The 17,811-nt window shown below is 57.6% G+C and carries 18 protein-coding genes, 1 pseudogene and 1 other annotated feature; of the genes and pseudogenes, 11 read left to right on the top strand and 8 right to left on the bottom strand.

The window, feature by feature from the left end; all coding sequences use genetic code 11:
• Positions 1-32: 32 nt before the first annotated feature.
• Both P73_RS23820 and P73_RS23815 read right to left on the bottom strand, forming a co-directional pair.
• Entirely contained in the window at positions 33-1,883 is a 1,851-nt protein-coding gene (locus P73_RS23820; protein WP_082033407.1) for a protein-disulfide reductase DsbD domain-containing protein, read from the bottom strand.
• Positions 1,884-2,134: 251 nt separating this feature from the next.
• A complete protein-coding gene (locus P73_RS23815; protein WP_009573635.1) occupies positions 2,135-2,431 on the bottom strand; it encodes a DUF2933 domain-containing protein in 297 nt (98 codons plus the stop codon).
• Positions 2,432-2,875: 444 nt separating this feature from the next.
• Here P73_RS23815 and P73_RS23800 point away from each other — a divergent pair.
• The 9 genes and pseudogenes from P73_RS23800 to P73_RS23770 all read left to right on the top strand — a co-directional run bounded on the left by P73_RS23800 (position 2,876) and on the right by P73_RS23770 (position 10,007).
• Positions 2,876-4,098, top strand: a protein-coding gene (locus tag P73_RS23800) for an IS3 family transposase (protein ID WP_420836116.1) whose coding sequence is annotated in 2 segments (ribosomal slippage) — positions 2,876-3,164 and positions 3,164-4,098 — 1,224 coding nt in all. Because the reading frame shifts where the segments join, the coding sequence is not laid out codon by codon here.
• Positions 3,157-3,273: a sequence feature (AL1L pseudoknot), on the top strand. (Overlaps the previous gene by 117 nt.)
• Positions 4,099-4,122: 24 nt before the next feature.
• Positions 4,123-4,476: pseudogene (locus P73_RS25375) on the top strand (L,D-transpeptidase); the annotation flags it as partial.
• 29 nt (positions 4,477-4,505) lie between these two features.
• Entirely contained in the window at positions 4,506-4,970 is a 465-nt protein-coding gene (locus P73_RS25370; protein ID WP_009573637.1) for a c-type cytochrome, read from the top strand.
• 426 nt (positions 4,971-5,396) lie between these two features.
• A complete protein-coding gene (locus tag P73_RS23790) occupies positions 5,397-5,969 on the top strand; it encodes a c-type cytochrome (RefSeq protein ID WP_009573638.1) in 573 nt (190 codons plus the stop codon).
• A 2-nt stretch (positions 5,970-5,971) separates the two neighbouring features.
• On the top strand, positions 5,972-6,916 hold the full coding sequence (locus P73_RS23785) for a c-type cytochrome (RefSeq protein ID WP_051130659.1): 945 nt from the start codon (positions 5,972-5,974) through the stop codon (positions 6,914-6,916).
• 56 nt (positions 6,917-6,972) lie between these two features.
• Positions 6,973-8,367 carry a multicopper oxidase family protein gene (locus P73_RS23780; RefSeq protein WP_028095398.1) on the top strand — a complete coding sequence of 465 codons (1,395 nt, stop codon included), beginning with the start codon at positions 6,973-6,975 and terminating at the stop codon, positions 8,365-8,367.
• A complete protein-coding gene (locus P73_RS25365) occupies positions 8,364-8,834 on the top strand; it encodes a c-type cytochrome (RefSeq protein ID WP_009573641.1) in 471 nt (156 codons plus the stop codon). The genes P73_RS23780 and P73_RS25365 overlap by 4 nt, the downstream gene beginning before the upstream one ends.
• Positions 8,834-9,568, top strand: coding sequence for a DsbA family protein (locus P73_RS23775; protein WP_090062994.1), 735 nt, complete (start codon positions 8,834-8,836; stop codon positions 9,566-9,568). Before P73_RS25365 ends, P73_RS23775 begins: the two co-directional genes overlap by 1 nt.
• Before the next feature lie 118 nt (positions 9,569-9,686).
• A complete protein-coding gene (locus tag P73_RS23770; RefSeq protein ID WP_009573643.1) occupies positions 9,687-10,007 on the top strand; it encodes a YnfA family protein in 321 nt (106 codons plus the stop codon).
• Positions 10,008-10,095: 88 nt separating this feature from the next.
• Here the strand turns inward: P73_RS23770 and P73_RS25360 are convergent, their stop codons facing one another.
• Entirely contained in the window at positions 10,096-10,293 is a 198-nt protein-coding gene (locus tag P73_RS25360) for a heavy-metal-associated domain-containing protein (protein WP_009573644.1), read from the bottom strand.
• A gap of 174 nt (positions 10,294-10,467) precedes the next feature.
• On the opposite strand from P73_RS25360, the gene P73_RS23765 reads away from it, so the two are divergent.
• Together P73_RS23765 and cueR are read left to right on the top strand one after the other, a co-directional pair.
• The gene (locus P73_RS23765; protein WP_038068303.1) at positions 10,468-12,972 is read left to right on the top strand and encodes a heavy metal translocating P-type ATPase; all 2,505 of its coding nucleotides are present in this window, start codon (positions 10,468-10,470) and stop codon (positions 12,970-12,972) included.
• 12 nt (positions 12,973-12,984) lie between these two features.
• Complete coding sequence (gene cueR, locus P73_RS25355) at positions 12,985-13,389, top strand: Cu(I)-responsive transcriptional regulator (protein WP_038068304.1); 405 nt, start codon at positions 12,985-12,987, stop codon at positions 13,387-13,389.
• Between the two features lie 55 nt (positions 13,390-13,444).
• On the opposite strand, the gene P73_RS23760 is transcribed toward cueR, so the two are convergent.
• Genes P73_RS23760 through P73_RS25835 form a run of 5 tightly spaced genes read right to left on the bottom strand, consistent with a single transcriptional unit; the run spans position 13,445 to position 17,235 of the window.
• Positions 13,445-13,732: a copper-binding protein gene (locus P73_RS23760; protein ID WP_009574142.1), complete on the bottom strand. Its 288-nt coding sequence runs from the start codon at positions 13,730-13,732 to the stop codon at positions 13,445-13,447.
• Between the two features lie 23 nt (positions 13,733-13,755).
• Complete coding sequence (locus P73_RS23755; protein ID WP_009574143.1) at positions 13,756-14,232, bottom strand: cupredoxin domain-containing protein; 477 nt, start codon at positions 14,230-14,232, stop codon at positions 13,756-13,758.
• A gap of 26 nt (positions 14,233-14,258) precedes the next feature.
• On the bottom strand, positions 14,259-15,626 hold the full coding sequence (locus P73_RS23750) for a multicopper oxidase family protein (RefSeq protein WP_038147513.1): 1,368 nt from the start codon (positions 15,624-15,626) through the stop codon (positions 14,259-14,261).
• Entirely contained in the window at positions 15,623-17,023 is a 1,401-nt protein-coding gene (locus tag P73_RS23745; protein WP_043872337.1) for a TolC family protein, read from the bottom strand. Before P73_RS23745 ends, P73_RS23750 begins: the two co-directional genes overlap by 4 nt.
• On the bottom strand, positions 17,020-17,235 hold the full coding sequence (locus tag P73_RS25835; protein WP_066707477.1) for a hypothetical protein: 216 nt from the start codon (positions 17,233-17,235) through the stop codon (positions 17,020-17,022). The genes P73_RS23745 and P73_RS25835 overlap by 4 nt, the downstream gene beginning before the upstream one ends.
• Positions 17,236-17,811: the final 576 nt, after the last annotated feature.

Raw genomic sequence — 17,811 nt, 5'->3', positions numbered from 1 at the left:
AAAATATCGGATTTAAAGGCAAAATATCATATTTAAGGGCAAAGCAAGGCCGTTGATTTCGTTGGATTTCTCATCTCACAATTAAGGGCTACGCGACAATCGCCGCGGTCAAATGTGACCCAGGCAATTTTTCCTGCTTGGGCATCGGGTGCGGCGGGTGTTGCCAAGAATGGCGCGGCCGCGACCGCGAGTGCCGCCAGCGCCAGCCCAAAGGGCCAGCGAAGAGATCTTGGCACCCAGGGCGATGCCGCTATGAAGAGCATAACCGCACCGAGAGATGCAACTGTTAGGGCCGCGCGCGATCCAGCAACGCCGAGCAGGACATAGAACAGCCATGCCGCGGTACCCATCAGGAGGATGCCAAGGCCGGCTTTCAAGGCGATCATCCAGCGGCCGGGCTTGGGCACGAACCGAACAACGTTCGGCACGATGGCCACCAACAGATATGGGCTGGCCAGACCTAACCCGAGAAAGGTGAAAACGACAGCGATGTCTATCACCCGCCCCGCAAGTGCGAATGCGATAGCTGTTCCAAGAAACGGCGCGGAGCAGGGAGTAGCCATGACCGCCCCGAAAAATCCGGTGGCAAAATCCGCTCCATACCCGGCCGTACCTCCTGCTTTCATCAACCGCGTTGTCAGGGCGGCAGGCAAAGAGAATTCGAACAGTCCAAACAGGTTTGCGGTGAACAGACCAAGGATCAGGAGCATCAGAACCAGGAACGTTGGGCTCTGGAACTGGAGCCCCCAACCGACGGCAACGCCAATCTTTTGCAATGCGAAGAGAACAGCCGCGAGTGCCCACATAAAGACCATGACTCCGGCGGCGGCGGCCAAGAAGCCTGCCCTGACTTGGGCATTGCCGCGTCCTTCGGATTTCAGGGCAGAAGATAACTTGATCGACAGAACAGGAAGCACGCAAGGCATGGCGTTCAGGATCAAGCCCCCAAGAAAAGCGATGATGGCGATCCAGATCACTTGATCAATGCCGGGGACCACCCGATCAATACTGAAAGGGGGAGTTGGGGCGGTTGTTGCCCGATCTGGCGTGACGGTGAGGGCGTGATCCGGCCCGTCCGTCACGGTTACCCGTGGCGGCGCGTCTGTATCTGCCATGTAGGCAAGAATTGGGAATTCAGCCCAAAGCGTTCGCCCGCTTGCCCCAAGGCGAATGTCGGGCTTCCCCAACGTGTTGCCATCACCAATTTCAGGAAAGACGTCCGGGGTTTTGAAGGCAGTCGTGGCAGCTATTTCTATCGTTAGGCGGGTGAAATCATCGTTTATATGGGATGTGGCGGCGGTCACGCCTGCCGCTCCTCCTTCCGCCGGAACGCGTGCGAGAAATGCCCCGATACGATTAGCCGAGACTTGATCGATTGAGTTCCCCTGAGGCAACGAAAGTGCCAAGTCAAAATCCTGGGGGACACAAACTGCTGAGCAGGTCAAGAGCTTGACGTTTGCTCTGAGTTCGACAGGTTCCCCAGGATCCTTCAGGGTGATCTGAAGTGGAAAGACAACCTCATCATGATAGCCGAAGTTTTCGATGCCAAAGGCAGTGAACCGCTCGGGCGCAGGCCATAGGAAATCAACGCCCGCGACATTCGTCGACCCGCTCCAGTCGATCTGTGGCGGAATGCCAACCTCGCCAGGCGAACGCCAATAGGTTTTCCATCCGTCAGCAAGGTTCAGATCCAGACCGGCGGAGAGCGTTTGAGCTTCGGCGGAAACGGCATCCTCGGCGGAGATCAGCCGCGCTTCCACCGCAGTGACCTTGTGGGCGACTGATACCTCGGCCGTTGCAGCAAAGGGGATCAAGAGCCAGAACATTGCGGCAGCGAGGGTACCGCAGAAAGCAAGACGGATTGGCGAGCGCCAGATGGTCATCGCACTATCTCCAGGCTTTGAACTTGAGTGGCAACAAAGCCTGATCGGCCGTTTACACAATCCAACTGGCCCACACCGTTGGAGATAGGCCCTGCCAGACGACATCCATTGGGCAGCTCCAGCTCTGGTGACTTTGTCGACAAAGTTGGCGGCGGGTTTGTCGGGCACAGGACTGGTCCGCCGGAACAAGCGCTCACGAAAATCGCTCCCAAGAAGACAGTCGCCAGCCGCGCTCTTGTTCTCATTTCGACTTACCGCCGGACGGCGCTGTCGGTCATATCTTCAATCAGCACTGGCTGGGGGGCGGTCTTCTTGTGCTTGTCGCTTCCATGGCATGAACGCCCCATCATCTTGTGCATCACAAAATGGGCGCCAACGCAGAGCACCAGAGGCGCAAAGACGGTAGCGTTTGCCCAAAGGCCTGCGACGGTGCCTCCGCCAATCAGGAAAGCTGCGATGGGTAGAAGCATGACAGCACAGCAAGCCATCATGCCCCAGTGCATCAACTTTCCGTGGCGATTGCCACCTGACTCGCTATCCTCTTGCATGGAATCCACCTCTGATTTTGGTCAACGTATCCTGTTTAGCTTGATCTCCCGCTGGAAGGTCAAGGATACACTTCGATACAAATCTTGCGGCCTGTTGCGGTTGAGATTCAGCCCCATCTGAGCAATGCCTGTCTCGTCCAATTGAGTAACCAAGGACGAACAAATGGCAGAGAGACCGAGTTTGAACAGGCGGAGCCTGATTGCAATTTCAGGCGCATTCTTGATGACCCCCCACACTCTCCGGGCGGAAGAGGCTGGTGTGGTAAGACGCAATATCTCGTCGTTCGTTCTCCACAATTGGCGTGATCACTTTGACCGTCTCGGGAAGGGCATCATCATTTCGGATACTGTCACAAAGGTGCTCCAACACTGGACAGAAGATGAAGAGATGTGAACCGCTCCGGGTTTGCCGGAGGCTCCAACTCTTGAGTAGGATGGAGCATCATGAGCAAGACAACGAACAAATATTCCCCTGAAGTGCGCGAGCGAGCGGTTCGTATGGTTTTGGACAACGCCGGTCAGCATGAGAGCCGCTGGCAAGCGATCGTATCGATCTCGGCGAAGATAGGCTGTTCGACGAACACGCTGAATGACTGGGTCAAAAAGGCAGAGATTGATCGTGGCGACCGTGCTGGGGTCAGTACCGAGATGGCCGAGAAGATGAAGGCGCTGGAGCGCGAGAACCGCGAACTCAAGCAGGCGAATGAGATCCTGCGGAAGGCGTCGGCGTATTTTGCGATGGCGGAGCTCGACCGCCGACCGAAGTCATGATCGCCTTTATCGACGATTATCGTGGAGAGCTCGGGGTCGAGCCGATCTGCAAGCACCTGCCGATTGCCCCGTCCACATACTACGATCATCTGGCCAAACGGGCCGACCCTGATCTGCGCTCGGATCGGTTCAAGCGCGACGACGAGCTTCGCCCCGAGATCGAGCGCGTGTTCGATGAGAATTACAAGGTCTATGGCGTGCGCAAAGTCTGGCGCCAGATGCGGCGGGAAGGATTTGATGTGGCCCGATGCACGATAGCCCGGTTGATGAAGGATTTGGGCCTGCAGGGCGTCATCCGGGGCAAGCCGCATAAAACGACGATCCCTGACAAGAAGCAGCCGTGCCCGATGGACAAGGTAAACCGGCAATTCCGGGTGCCGGCACCGAACATGCTCTGGGTCAGCGATTTCACCTATGTCGCCACCTGGCAAGGGTTCGTTTATGTGGCATTCGTGATCGACACGTTCGCGCGCCGGATCGTTGGGTGGCGCGTCAGCCGCACGGCTCACACAGGCTTCGTTCTCGACGCTTTGGAACAGGCTGTTCATCAGCGGCAGCCTGGTGTGGGACTGATCCATCACTCAGACCGCGGATCGCAATACCTGGCGATAAAATACACCGAACGCTTGGCCGAGGCAGGAATCGAACCCTCGGTCGGCAGCGTCGGTGACAGCTATGACAACGCTTTGGCCGAGACAATCAATGGTCTCTTCAAGGCGGAGGTCATCCACCGCCGTGGCCCGTGGCGCAGTCTGGACGCCGTGGAATACGCCACTCTGGAATGGGTCGACTGGTTCAACAATCGCCGCCTCCTCGAGCCCATCGGGAACATCCCACCAGCGGAAGCAGAGGCAAACTTCTACGCAGCTCTGGTAACTAAGACCATAGCCGCATAACTTAAACCAAACAGCCTCCGGCAAACCCGGAGCGGTTCAATGCGGATTTACCCGACCTCTGTTCCCTTGACTGATGAATTGACGAAGCGCGGGTATACAGAAGTTGTCGAGAAACGGGAAAATCCAGGTTGGGCGCCGACCCCTTCAATGCGTGAACGCAACCCGGAATGGCCAGCCTATGTGCCTGGAGGAGATCCCTCCAATCCTTTGGGAACGCGTGCGCTCTATCTGTCGTGGCAATACTACAGGATCCACGGAACTCAAGACACGCGGAAAATCGGGCGTAGATCATCAAACGGCTGCATCGGCCTTTACAACGAACATATAGAAGAGGTCTTCGACCGCACGCCGGTCGGGACGCAGGTTAAGTTGATCTGAACGGATCACATGCAGGAGAGTAAAACACTATGAATTTCTGGGGATGGTTCGTTGGCGGGTTCTTCGTGCTCGGCCTTGGAGCGGTCGGTTGGCAGGCGTTGCAGCCGGCCCCGGCGCAGACTGCTCAAGGACACTCAATGGTTCCGCCGGACACGAGCGGCATACCTCAGGGCGCGCCCATTGCCAATGTACTCCTTCCAGCTGAATTCTCTCCGCAAGCCCAAATGGGGCAACGCGCGTTCGAGGCAAAATGCGCCAGCTGTCATGGTGAAAATGCCGCAGGCCAGAATGGGGTCGCTCCTCCGCTTGTTCACAAAATCTACGAGCCGAACCACCATTCGGATGCCGCGTTCCTGAATGCGGCGCAAAACGGCGTCCAATCTCATCACTGGAATTTTGGCAATATGCCTCCCGTTGAAGGCCTCACCCAAGGTGATGTGAAGATGATTGCGGGATACGTGCGCGAACTGCAGCGCGCGAACGGGATCAACTGACTTTGGTCGCCAGGCTGAACATATTCCGTAGCGCGATCCAGATTCTCCTGTTGGTCTCGATCGCGTTATTTGTCGTCCTCCCGGCGGGATCTCTCGATGCAATTGGCCATGAAACGGTCGCTGCCAAAGTTTCCGAACGAAGTGCGCAAAAACATCAGACCTCTCATGAGGAAGATGCAGATAATCTTCTCCCCGGGCATTGCGATCCGGGGCCGGACTGCTCGAAAAATATGGTAATTGTCATTTTATCAGCTCCGAGAGCTTCGACCAACTTGTCGCAATTGCCTCGCGAACATCCAGATCAGAGCTTTTCTAACCGGAATGTCCTAAGGGACACCCCGCCTCCCAAACACCTATCCTGACCTAGGGGCAACCACGCCTCATCAAATTAAATCTATCAAGCATGGAAATACAGGATACGGAACGATGAAAAGCAAACTGATGATCGGCCTCTTGGCTGGAACGACAATGGCCGCAGCTGCATTTGCACATGGTGGCGCGGAAGGTGTCGTCAAAGAACGCATGGACGGCATGATGGCCATGGGGCAATCGGTCAAAGAACTGGCTCCGATGATGCGTGGTGAAATCACCTATGATGCTGAAGCTGTTCGTACGGGAGCACGCGTCTTTGTCGAACATAGCGAAGGCATGACCGAATTGTTTCCCGAAGGGTCTGCTGGGAAACCGTCCGAAGCAAAGTCCGAGATCTGGTCGGATTGGGAAGAATTCAGTGCGCTCGCAGAGCAGCTCAAGGTGGTTAGCGAAGGTCTTGCCGAGGCCGCCGACAACGGGCTTATGGCGTCAGGTGCGGGAATGGATGCAGGCTCCATGATGGGCACGCAATCCCCCGGAAGCATGATGGGAGCTTCGTCCATGATGGGAACTTCGTCAGGAAGCCCGATGATGGACTATGCCTCGATGCCCGCAGATGGGGCATTCAACATGGTGACCCAGACATGTTCGGCATGTCACGCGAAATTCCGCTACGAGGCGAAGTAAAGATGTGCCGGATGAAAAAACTGGTCTTTGCTGCAGGGGCGCTTTGCGCCCTTGTGGTCGGCGGCCTTGTGATCTGGCCGATTGGCAAGGTGCCCGCGTCGATCACGCAAACGGGTGATGTCCAGCGCGGCGCCTATTTGGCTCGCGTATCCGGGTGCATTTCATGCCACACCAATTCAGAGGCTGGCGGCGCCGCACTCGCAGGCGGCGCGGGGCTGGCGACAGATTTTGGCACGTTTTTTCCGCCCAATCTGACGACAGACAAAGAGAACGGCATCGGGGGGTGGACGGTTGAGCAGTTCGCCAAGGCGGTTCGCCAGGGCATTAGTCCTAGCGGAGAGCCGTATTATCCCGCTTTTTCCTATCCGTTCTATGCGGATTTCACGGATCAGGACATTGCCGACCTTTGGGCAGCTTTCCAGACCGTGCCACCAGTCGCCGAGGCAGCGCTTGAGCATGATGTCAAGTTTCCTTTCGATCAGAGATGGGGCCTGAAGCTATGGCGGGCGGCCTATCTCTACGATCCACCCACGGAACCCATTGACGAGAAAAACGCACAATGGAACCGCGGTCGCGAGCTGGTTCGAGGTGCAGCACATTGCGGTGCTTGCCACACGCCACGCAATATCGGAGGCGGGCGCCTGCTTGACGCGGTTTTTGCTGGAAATGAGGCATTGCCAGGGGGGAGCAAGGCGCCTTCGATCACGCCGAACTCTCTGGCGGAACGCGGCTGGACCGTTTCCAACCTCGCCTATGCGTTGCGTACTGGCGTGACGCCGTCAGGCGACGCTTTCGGCGGCAGCATGGTGGAGGTCGTGCAGGGCAATACGCGCTTTTTGTCCCCCGATGATCTGGAAGCGATGGCCGTGTACTTGCTTGATGGTGACGAACCTCGAGCCGACCGGGTCGCTCAGGGCGAGGGCGCCGCTGCTAATAAAGACATGTGACTGCAATAGAGACAATGTGTGAGCCAAAACTGGCTCGCACAACAAACGAGAACGAAATGACACACACCAGAAGAGCATTCATTCAATCGGGGTTGGCAATGAGTGCGTTGAGCTTCTTCCCCAAGGCCGGATCTGCAGCCACCCCTGAATTTCAGGTGATGACAGCGCAAAGTGGCGCCGTACAACTCGCCCCTCCGGACTACCCCAAGACGGAGATTTGGGGCTATGACGGAAAGTTTCCTGGCCCCGTGATCCGTGTTCGGCAGGGCGCGCGTCTTCAACGTCGGCTCGTCAACAAGTTGCCGCAGGCGACGTCCCTGCACTGGCATGGCGTGCGGATATCAAATGCGATGGACGGCGTGGCCGGGCTCACCCAAGATGCCATCCCCACAGGCGAAACCTTCGACTACGATTTTGCCGTTCCAGATGCAGGAACTTTTTGGTTTCACGCGCATAATCGCTCCGTCGAACAGGTCGCTCGTGGGCTCTACGGAGCGTTGATCGTCGAAGAACCGATAGCCCCGGATGTTGATCGCGATGAAGTCCTTATTCTTGACGATTGGCTCCTCAACCCGGAGACCGCACAACTCGACCCAGATTTTGAAGCCGTTCATGATCGTAGCCATGCAGGCCGACGTGGCAACTTTGTCGCCACCAACGGAAGCTTCAATTCTACGCTCAACGTGAGCCAGGGTGAGCGGATGCGGCTTCGGTTGATCAACGCGGCAAATGCCAGGATCTTTGTTTTGGGCCTGTCAGGTCTAAAGGGGTGGGTGATGGCGTTCGACGGAATGCCACTGGTGACGCCGAGTGAGATCAGCGAACCGATCATCCTTGGGCCGGGCCAACGAGCGGATTTGTTTGTCGACGTCATTGCGGATGAAGGGGAAAGTGCTCATCTGGTGCGGCTTGAAGACGGCCAGGGATTTGCCCAAACCGAGTTTCGCGTGACCGGCACTTTGGCCTCCGCTGTGCGGGATGTCCCCCAAGTTCTGCCACCGAACCCTAATATGGATGTGCCGGGACTGGAGCAGGCGAGACGCATCAGGCTCAACATGGAAGGCGGGGCAATGGGCAACCTTGACGCAGCCATACTTGAGGGTGAGCGAAAAACGTTCCGCCAACTGGTCGACGCGAACCAGTTCTGGGCTTTCAATGGTACCGTGGGCATGACCGAGAAGCCACTGGCTAGCCTGTCACGCGGTGAAACAGCGCGAGTGGAGATCTACAACGATACATCCTTCCCCCACGCCATGCATTTGCACGGGATGCATTTCCGGGAGGTGCTGGAGGGCGGTGAAGTTGGTCCCCTGCGGGATACCTTGCTGATGTTCGGTGGCGAGACTCGCGAGATCGCCTTCGTTGCCGACAATCCGGGAAAGTGGCTGTTTCACTGTCACATGCTCTCGCACGCGGCATCCGGCATGATGACGTGGCTGGAGGTCGCATGAGATCAGCTTACCTGGCGGTAATTTCATCCATTGGCCTGATTGGGCTAGGTGCAACCTGGTGGTTCAGCGGCAATGCCTCCCAGGGTTCTTCCCCGTTTGACGACGTCAATATCGAACTGGGGCAAGCTCTCTATTCTGAAAACTGTGCGTCCTGCCATGGCGCCAATCTCGAAGGGCAACCAGACTGGCGAAGCCCTGGTTCAGATGGCCGCCTGCCCGCGCCGCCGCATGATCGCAACGGTCATACCTGGCACCATAGTGACCAGATTTTGTTCTCCTACACCAAGCTCGGGGGGGCGGAACTGATGCGACAACAGGGCTCAGATTTCGACAGTGGCATGCCGGGCTTCGCCGGCAAACTCACAGATCAGGAAATTTGGAACATTCTCGGCTTCATTAAGTCGACCTGGCCAGAGCGAGAGCGCAATGCTCAGGCCGCACGCACAGCAGCAGAACAAGAGGGATAATGGACATGATTTTCAGAAATTTGATGCTCGTATCGTCATTTGCCTTACTTCCAATGGCAGTGCAGGCCGCAGACCTGGACGAAGCGCGGGTCAAGGAACTTGTATATGAGGCTATCCGCGAGAATCCGCAAATCATCATGGAAGCAGTCGAAATACTTCAACGTCAGGACGCCGAAGCCCAGGCACAAGCGCAGGCAACCGTCTTGCGCGATCAGCGACAATTGCTCGAGCAAGACCCGAATGCACCGGTTCTCGGCAATCCCGATGGGGATGTGACCGTTATCGAATTTTTCGATTACAACTGCCCATATTGTCGCCGCGCTATGCCGGAAGTTCTGGCACTGCTGGAGGCTGACCCCAATGTGCGTCTGGTCTATCGCGAATGGCCAATTCTCGGGGACGGATCCGTGTTTGCAACCAAAGCTGCACTCGCATCGCGGCTGCAAGGCAAGTATGAGGCATTCCACTGGGCCCTAATGGGTATGAACGGCCGGGCGGAAGAAGCAAGCGTTCTCAGGATAGCACAAGAGGTCGGTCTCGACATCGAACGCCTTCAAACTGACATGGAGCGCCCCGAAATTGAAGAGCATATCGCGACCTCGATGCGGTTGACGCAGTCGCTCGGCTTCAGTGGCACGCCTTCATTTGTGATCGGCGACAATCTGGTTCCAGGCTTCGTGGAAAGCGATAAGCTCACGGAACTGGTCGACAACGTGCGGGCGTCGGCAAACTAGCACTCTGCGGTGGGTTCTGACATCACGCCCGATGAGCAATGATGCAGGCGAATGAGTCGGAGCCCCTACAGACCAAAAGACCTAGGCACGGCCTACCACTGAAAGAGGCGGCGAGAAGATGACTTACCTTTGGTATCTTATTGCTGCCTTTGCCGAGATCGCTGGATGTTTTGCTTTCTGGGCATGGTTGCGGCTCGATCGTTCGCCGCTTTTGGTCGGGCCAGGTCTGGTAAGTTTGGCACTCTTCGCATGGCTTTTGACGCGCGCAGAAAGCGAAATGGCCGGTCGGGCATATGCAGCTTACGGGGGCGTCTACATAGCGGCGTCCATGATCTGGATGTGGCTAGTGGAGGGGAGCCGACCGGACCGCTGGGACATTGCAGGCATTCTTCTTTGCCTCCTAGGCAGTGCTCTCATCCTGTTGCCTTCGCGCTCATGATCTGCGGAACCTCAGAAAACCAGGCAAATCCGTCGCTAGAAATCGCTAGGTCATCGCACCCGTCACGACGGGTGCGATGACCCATAGATTAGGCAGTCACGGTATTTTCGTACCCAGCTTCACGAAGCAGGGCCGTCAGCCGTTCTGTTGACAGTGCACCTTCAACAGAAACCGTGCGGGCCGGAATGTCGCAAGATACGCTCGCATTTGCGTCAGCTGCCTTGATCGCCTTTTCGATCGTACTGGTGCAATGACCACAACTCATGTCGGGAACGTTGAATTTCATGTCGATGTCTCCTCTGTGACAGCTTGTTCAGTGCAGATGGGGCTTCCAGTGGGGGGAAGGTCAAGGGTCTCCGTAGATTTTTAAAGCGAAGCCAGGAAAGTTCAAATTGGGTATTGACCTTCCAGTCACTGGAACTCCTATTTGGGGTGTCAAATGGGATTCCAGGAGACTGAAATGACAGATCAATCCAAAGTGACACTCTCGATTGAAGGAATGTCTTGCGCCTCATGCGTAGGGCGCGTGGATCGGGGCCTAGCCGCGTTGAGGGGAATATCCGATGTCTCGGTGAACCTCGCGAACGAGACTGCGCGTTTCAGCGTGGATGGTTCGTCCCACCTGCAAGATGCGGTCCAAGCCCTGAAAGATCTCGGGTATCCAGCGCGAACGGCATCCGTGACGCTGAACATCGCGTCCATGTCATGTGCTTCTTGTGTCGGGCGCGTCGATAAGGCACTTGCCTCGGTTCCCGGCGTGTTGGAGGTCAACGTTAATCTTGCGGCGGAAAATGCGCGCATCACATATCTTGAGGGCATGACCGACCCTGTGGCCCTCATCCGTGCATCCGAGCAAGCCGGATATCCAGCCAGCGTGGCCGAGGCCACGGCAACACAGGATCGCACTTCGCGAAAAGAAGAGGAAGCGCGCGGGTTGGCACGCCGGGTGGCACTGGCCGCAGCACTCGCTTTGCCGGTTTTCCTGATGGAAATGGGCGGGCACCTGATCCCGGCCGTGCATATGGCGATCAACAATACCATAGGACAGCAGGCCAGCTGGTTGATCCAGTTCATCCTCACAACGGCTGTGCTCATTGGGCCCGGCCGACAGTTCTATCTGAAAGGGTTTCCGGCCTTGCTGAAAGGTGCTCCAGACATGAACAGTCTGGTCGCCGTCGGCACAGGCGCAGCTTATCTTTATTCAGTTGTCGCAACGTTCTTCCCGTCGCTGATGCCCGAGGCCGTCCGCGCTGTCTACTTCGAGGCCGCCGCGGTCATCGTGGTCCTGATCCTGATCGGGCGCTGGCTCGAAGCGCGAGCGAAAGGGCGAACAGGGGCTGCAATCGAGAAGCTGCTCGGCCTACAGGCTCGTACGGCGCGTATTTTGCGTGACGGCGATGCGGTCGAGGTCGAGATCGATGCCTTGCGCACCGGAGATCTGATTGTTGTGCGCCCCGGAGAACGACTCGCCGTGGACGGTGAGGTTGTGGACGGCGAAAGCCATGTCGATGAAAGCATGATCACCGGGGAACCCGTGCCGGTCGGCAAGTCGGCTGGTGATCCTGTCACGGGCGGTACGGTCAATGGCGCGGGCAGTCTGACCTATAAAGCAACGCGTGTTGGTGCGGATACCACGTTGTCCCAAATCATCCGCATGGTCGAAGATGCGCAGGGCGCCAAGCTCCCCATTCAAGGGTTGGTGGATCGGATCACGCTTTGGTTCGTCCCCGCTGTGATGACCCTCGCCGCCTTGACGATCCTTGTCTGGCTAATATTCGGCCCTGATCCCGCCCTCACCTATGCGCTGGTCGCGGGTGTCTCAGTTCTCATCATTGCTTGTCCCTGCGCGATGGGACTGGCGACGCCGACGTCGATCATGGTCGGGACCGGTCGCGCTGCTGAAATGGGCGTGTTGTTCCGCAAGGGGGATGCTCTGCAAGCATTGGGGGACGTCAAGGTTGTCGCTCTGGACAAGACCGGCACCGTCACCGCCGGACGTCCCGCGCTGACCGACCTTGTGCTGGCGGAAGGAGCCGAGCGCTGCACCGTTCTTGCGGCAGTCGCATCGGTCGAAGCCAGATCAGAACACCCGATCGCCGAAGCTATCGTGCGCGGCGCGCAGGCGGAAAACATCAGACTGTCGGAACCGAGCGCGTTTACTTCGATTACAGGGTATGGCGTGCGCGCCATCGTTGACGGGGCCGAGGTTGTTGTCGGAGCTGACCGAATGATGCAGCGCGAAGGGATCGATCTTGGTGAACTCGCAGAGGCTGAAACTATGCTCGCACGGCAAGGTCGCACCGCACTCTTCGCCGCAATCAATGGCAAGGCGGTGGCTGCGATTGGCGTCGCCGATCCGGTCAAACCCTCGAGCCGAGCCGCGATTGCCGCACTGCACAGTCTGGGTTTGAAGGTGGCAATGATTACCGGCGACAAACGCGAAACGGCAGAAGCAATTGCCGAAGAGACTGGTATCGACCACGTGATCGCGGGGGTCTTGCCCGACGGCAAGGTGGCGGCACTGGAAAATCTGCGCCAGCAGGGCACATTGGCCTTTGTTGGCGATGGCATCAACGATGCACCCGCGCTCGCCCACGCGGATGTTGGCATCGCCATCGGCACTGGCACGGATGTGGCGATCGAAAGCGCAGATGTCGTATTGATGTCCGGTGATCTTCGCGGCGTTGTGAACGCTTTCGAGATCTCGCGACACACCATGCGAAACATCAAACAGAACCTTGGTTGGGCCTTTGGTTACAATGTGGCTTTGATACCCTTGGCCGCCGGAGCGCTTTATCCGAGTTTCGCCGTGCTGCTGTCACCGGTCGTCGCTGCCGGTGCGATGGCACTTAGCTCGGTCTTTGTCTTGACGAACGCCTTGCGGCTGCGGCGCGTAAGACCGGCGATGGACGAGCGCCAAGAGTCTGGGCGGGTGGAGGACTTCGCCCCCGTCCCGGCCGAGTGAGAGGAGGCAGAAATGAACATTGGTGATGTTGCCGAGCGGTCAGGAGTGCCGGCCAAGACCATTCGCTACTATGAGGATATCGGTCTAGTAACACCTTTGCGCGCTGCAAACGGGTATCGAAGCTTCAGAGAGATCGATTTTCATAAGCTGGCATTCATCGGACGAGCGCGAGCCTTGGGATTTACAATCGAAGACTGCCGTACGCTTTTGGCGCTCTATAACGATGACAATCGAGAAAGTGCGCAGGTAAAGGCCGTCGCAGAGGAGCACCTGCGCCAGATTGATGAAAAGATCTCTAAACTCATGTCGATGAAAGAAACTCTTTCGTCTCTCGTGCACCAGTGTGCTGGCGATCACCGACCGGATTGTCCAATTCTTGCGGATCTTTCTGTCGTAGACGACGCAACTTTCTCATGATCTCCGACGACGAATGAAATCGCGCGCCCTGCGAGACAGGGCGCGCGACCTGTAGTTACTGCACCAGCTCTGTAATAGTCAGCTTGCCATTCACACGGTCGGCAACGAAGTTGATCTGTGCGCCTTCACTCAGCCCTTCCAGCATCGCGGGATCGGCGAGAACGAAGACCATTTTCATTGCTGGCATGTCGAGGTTTTCCAGCGGGCCATGGTCGACAGTAATCTTGTTCCACTTGGCATCGATCTTGGTCACCGTGCCCGAGGACATGGCACTATCGCTAGCAGCAATTGCAGTTCCAGCGGTCATCAGAAGGGCAGCGGCGAGCGTCAAAAATTTGGTCATGATTGGTTTCCTTTGATTTGAGATCAGTTGACAGTAAGGGCGCCGTGCATGCCGCCTTCATAGTGGCCGGGCAGCAGGCAGGCGAATTCGAAGTTGCCGGCCTTGTTGAAAGTCCAAAGGATCTCCGCCTCTTCACCTGGTTCAAGGCGCACAGCGTTAGGGTCGTCATGTTCCATCTCAGGGAACTTGGCCATCAGCTCTTTGTGTTCAGCGTTTTGTGCCATCGAATCCATCACGAACTCGTGGGTTTCCTCACCCATGTTCGTGATGCGCAGGCGCACGGTTTCACCCTCAGAAAAAGTCATTTCCGAGGAGGGTTCGAAGACGAACGGTGCGTCCTTGTCGTAGTCCTCACGCATTATCACATCGATGGTTCGCGTGGGTTCATGGCCATGCATCGCAGGCATGCCGATGGCCATTTGACCGTTGCCGTGCCCGGCGTCCGCAATTGCGAGGGCGGGAATCAGGGCCAGCCCCAATGTCAAAAGTGCAGTTTTCATGAGCGTGTTTCTCCTGTGCTCTGGCATCAGCCCTGCCGCACGCCGCCGCGCGGCGTGATCACGGTTTTCGGACTGGTGTTGTATGCATGTTCGGGCAGCTCGCCCGTCCATTCGTAGGCCTGTGTTCCGGGCGGGTTGTCGTACCAGCCAGGATCGCTGTAATCGTCGCGGTCGATGCCCTCGCGAACCTTCACCACGCTAAACATGCCACCCATTTCCAATGGGCCATGCGGCCCCCATCCGGTCATCATCGGCACGGTGTTCTCGGGGATCTCCATCGACATCTCGCCCATATCCGCCATACCCGCCGTGCCCATCGGCATGTAGCCAGGCTGCTGGCGGCGGATCATTTGGGTCAGGCGGGACTTGTCGGCGCCAATAAATGTAGGGATGTCGTGGCCCATAGCATTCATGGTGTGGTGCGACTTGTGGCAGTGGATCGCCCAGTCACCTTCGTGAATCGCGTCGAACTCGTAGGCGCGCATGGCGCCTACAGGAATGTCGATCGAGACCTCGGGCCAACGGGCACTTTCCGGCACCCAGCCTCCGTCAGTACAGGTGACCTGAAAGTCATAGCCATGCATGTGAATTGGGTGGTTGGTCATCGTCAGGTTGCCACAACGCACACGGACACGGTCTCCCTTGTTGACCACCAGAGGATCGATGTCCGGGAAGATCCGGCTGTTCCAGGTCCACATGTTGAAATTGGTCATCTCGGCCACGCGCGGGATGTAGGTCCCCGGGTCGATGTCATAGGCCGCAAGGAGGAACGCGAAATCCCGGTCCACCGGCATGAACGCCGGGTCGCGCGGATGCACGATGAAGAGCCCCATCATGCCCATGGCCATCTGTACCATCTCGTCCGCATGCGGGTGGTACATGAAGGTGCCGGACTTGATGAGGTCGAACTCGTAGACGAAGGTCTTACCCGGCGGGATGCCGGGATGCGACAAACCACCAACTCCATCCATTCCCGATGGCAGGATCAGTCCGTGCCAATGCACGCTGGTATGTTCCGGAAGACGGTTGGTTACGTAAATACGCACCCGCTCGCCTTCGACCGCTTCGATTGTGGGTCCGGTGGATTGGCCATTGTAGCCCCAGAGCCGCGCAATCATCCCGTCCGCCATAATCCTTTCAACAGGCTCTGCAACGAGGTGGAACTCCTTTACATCTCCGTTCATGCGATACGGCAAAGACCATCCGTTCAGTGTTACAACGGGGTTGTAGTCGAACCGATCCGAAGGCCTTGGGGGAACTTGTGTATAGGGGCTGTCGGTAAAGGCGGCCTCGGGCAGATCGCGAAAGCGTGTTTGCGCGGCCCCGGCGTTCGCCAGCACAGCTCCAGCGCTCGCGGTCAATCCCGCGCCCAGTAATTGACGACGGTTCATCATTCTTCGCTACCTCCGGTCAGAGTAATTGCCCCGCCCCAAATCGCCGCGGTCGCGTCTGTTTCGGCAAGCCAGTAGTCACGTTTCGCTTCTGCGGCAGAGAGGCGCGAAGCGAGCCCCTCCTGGGCATCAGCGATCAATTCAAAGGTCGAGGTCAGCATGCCGTTGTAGGACAGCAGCGCTTCGTCATCGATCTGGCGTCGCAGAGGCAAAACAGAGTCGCGCCAATGCCGCGCGATGCTATGGCGACCGGTGATGGCCCTATAGGCCATGCGTGCGTCCGAACGCGCATCGACGGCCTGCTGGGCCAGCCTGTTCGCTGCCTGCAGATAGGCCATGCGGCCACGCTTCGACACCAGCGGACCGGTGTCGTAGAGCGGGATCTCGAAATCTAGAGCAAGCGCTGGATTGGCCTCGGTTTCTCCGGCTGCACGTTCCAGGTCGAAACCAGCCACCAACTGGACGTCCGAGACCATACGGGTTTGCCCGGTCAGACGGTAGTCCAGCGCGAGCGCCTCGAGTTCCAGCTTTCCAGATGCCAGGTCTACGCGGTTTGCCAGTGCCAGCTGTTCGATATTTCCTGCAACGCGCGGGCCACCAGGCAAGGCGGGCAGCGAGTCCGGCACGAATACAGTGGTGTCGCTACCCCAAAGCCCCATCAGCCGAAGCAGTTTTTCTTTGGCCAATTGCGCCTCCAATTGGGCGGCTGCACGTTCGGCGGCAAGCTCAGCAGTAAAGGCATGCTCTCTTGCTTGATCGGCCTTGCTCATCGCGCCGGTACGGCCCAGTTGCACAGCAAGTTCGGACGCTGCCTCGGCAGTGCCCTGAGTTTGAGCGATCAGTGCAGCGGCTTCGAAAGCGCCAACCGCCTCAATCCAGGCCCGGCGGGTTTCAACGGCCAAGTCTATCGTGTCGGCGAGCGCAGCAAGTTCGGATTGTCTGAAGCGAATCTCCGCAAGTTGGGTCCGCGGTGCGGATGTTGCCACGTCGAGCAGGGAGTTGATTAATGTTGCCTCAAGTGTGCGAGTGACATCGCCAGCCAACCCGGAGATTGACACACCGATCGAGGGCACCGGCCCCATAGCCACTTCCCATAAGTCAGTTGAGGACAGACCTAGCTCAGCGAAGCTGGCTTGAAGTGCGGGACTGTTTATCAGGGCAACCTGCACTGCGGTGTCGGCGCTGACGGTCTTACCATGCACCATGGCGTGAACCCTCTTGCGCGTTTCCTCAAGGTCCGCGGCAGACAGGTTCCAGATCGGTGTGGCCCCTAGAGCCTGGCGTGCACCCGTCTCGACACTGCCAAAGCCCGCGCGATCTGGTTTTGCGCGCTCAAGAACGGCAGGACTGGCGCAGGCGGACACCAGCAACATGGACCCCATGAGAAGAGGCAGTTTCATTCGCCACCCTCCCGTTGTTCATCATTCAGCGTCCGCCATTCGGCCGGTTCTCCGACCGAGTAGCCCGCGTAAGCAACAACAGGCCCGGGTTGCGCAGACGCGACCACAGGCGATGTAACCGCCGCCGTAAGCGCTGGCACGGTTTCAAGTTCAGGAAGCGCCGAGCAGGCGGCCCCGAACAGCGGCAAGGATGCCGCAAGCAGAATTTTCACTTAGATTTCCTCGAAATGTCAGATGCAGATGGTCGCAGTCAAACTGCGGCTACAGGTGCATCAGGCGCGAGGAGGGCGCCGCAAACCTTCGGGTGTGGCCGAACGGACTAGGGACGCAATATCCCAGGACCGGAGGGAAACATTAGCGGACTGCTTTGTGCAACTTTCGGCACCTACGAAGTCTCCGACCACGCAGATATGTGACGCACAGTGGTCTGCTCCATGGTCGATATCTGCAGCCGGAATGTCCGTTTCATGATGGTGGCGCTCGTTTGAAGACTCCTGGGCGAGTTGTTCAACAGAGCACGAAACCATGGCTGATGCATTGGACGGCATCAGGGTCACTGCCACCAATATGGAGGCAATCTGGAGTATCCCAAAAAAGGCCCGAATCCTGTACATCATTTTTGAAGCTGTATTGCTGAAACAAAATGTCGGCAAGTCACCAAAACGTGTGGGCCAATTTTTCATACATTCTTCGTAGAAGTCTGAACAAACTGCTGAAATCCTAATCGATCAATGAATGTGCGAGCGCGGATGTCGCAAGCGGTGACGACATGATCGCCCGCTTGAAAA

The sequence above is a fragment of the Celeribacter indicus genome (assembly GCF_000819565.1).
Lineage (GTDB): Bacteria > Pseudomonadota > Alphaproteobacteria > Rhodobacterales > Rhodobacteraceae > Celeribacter > Celeribacter indicus.
This window is presented reverse-complemented; position numbering and strand designations above follow the sequence as displayed.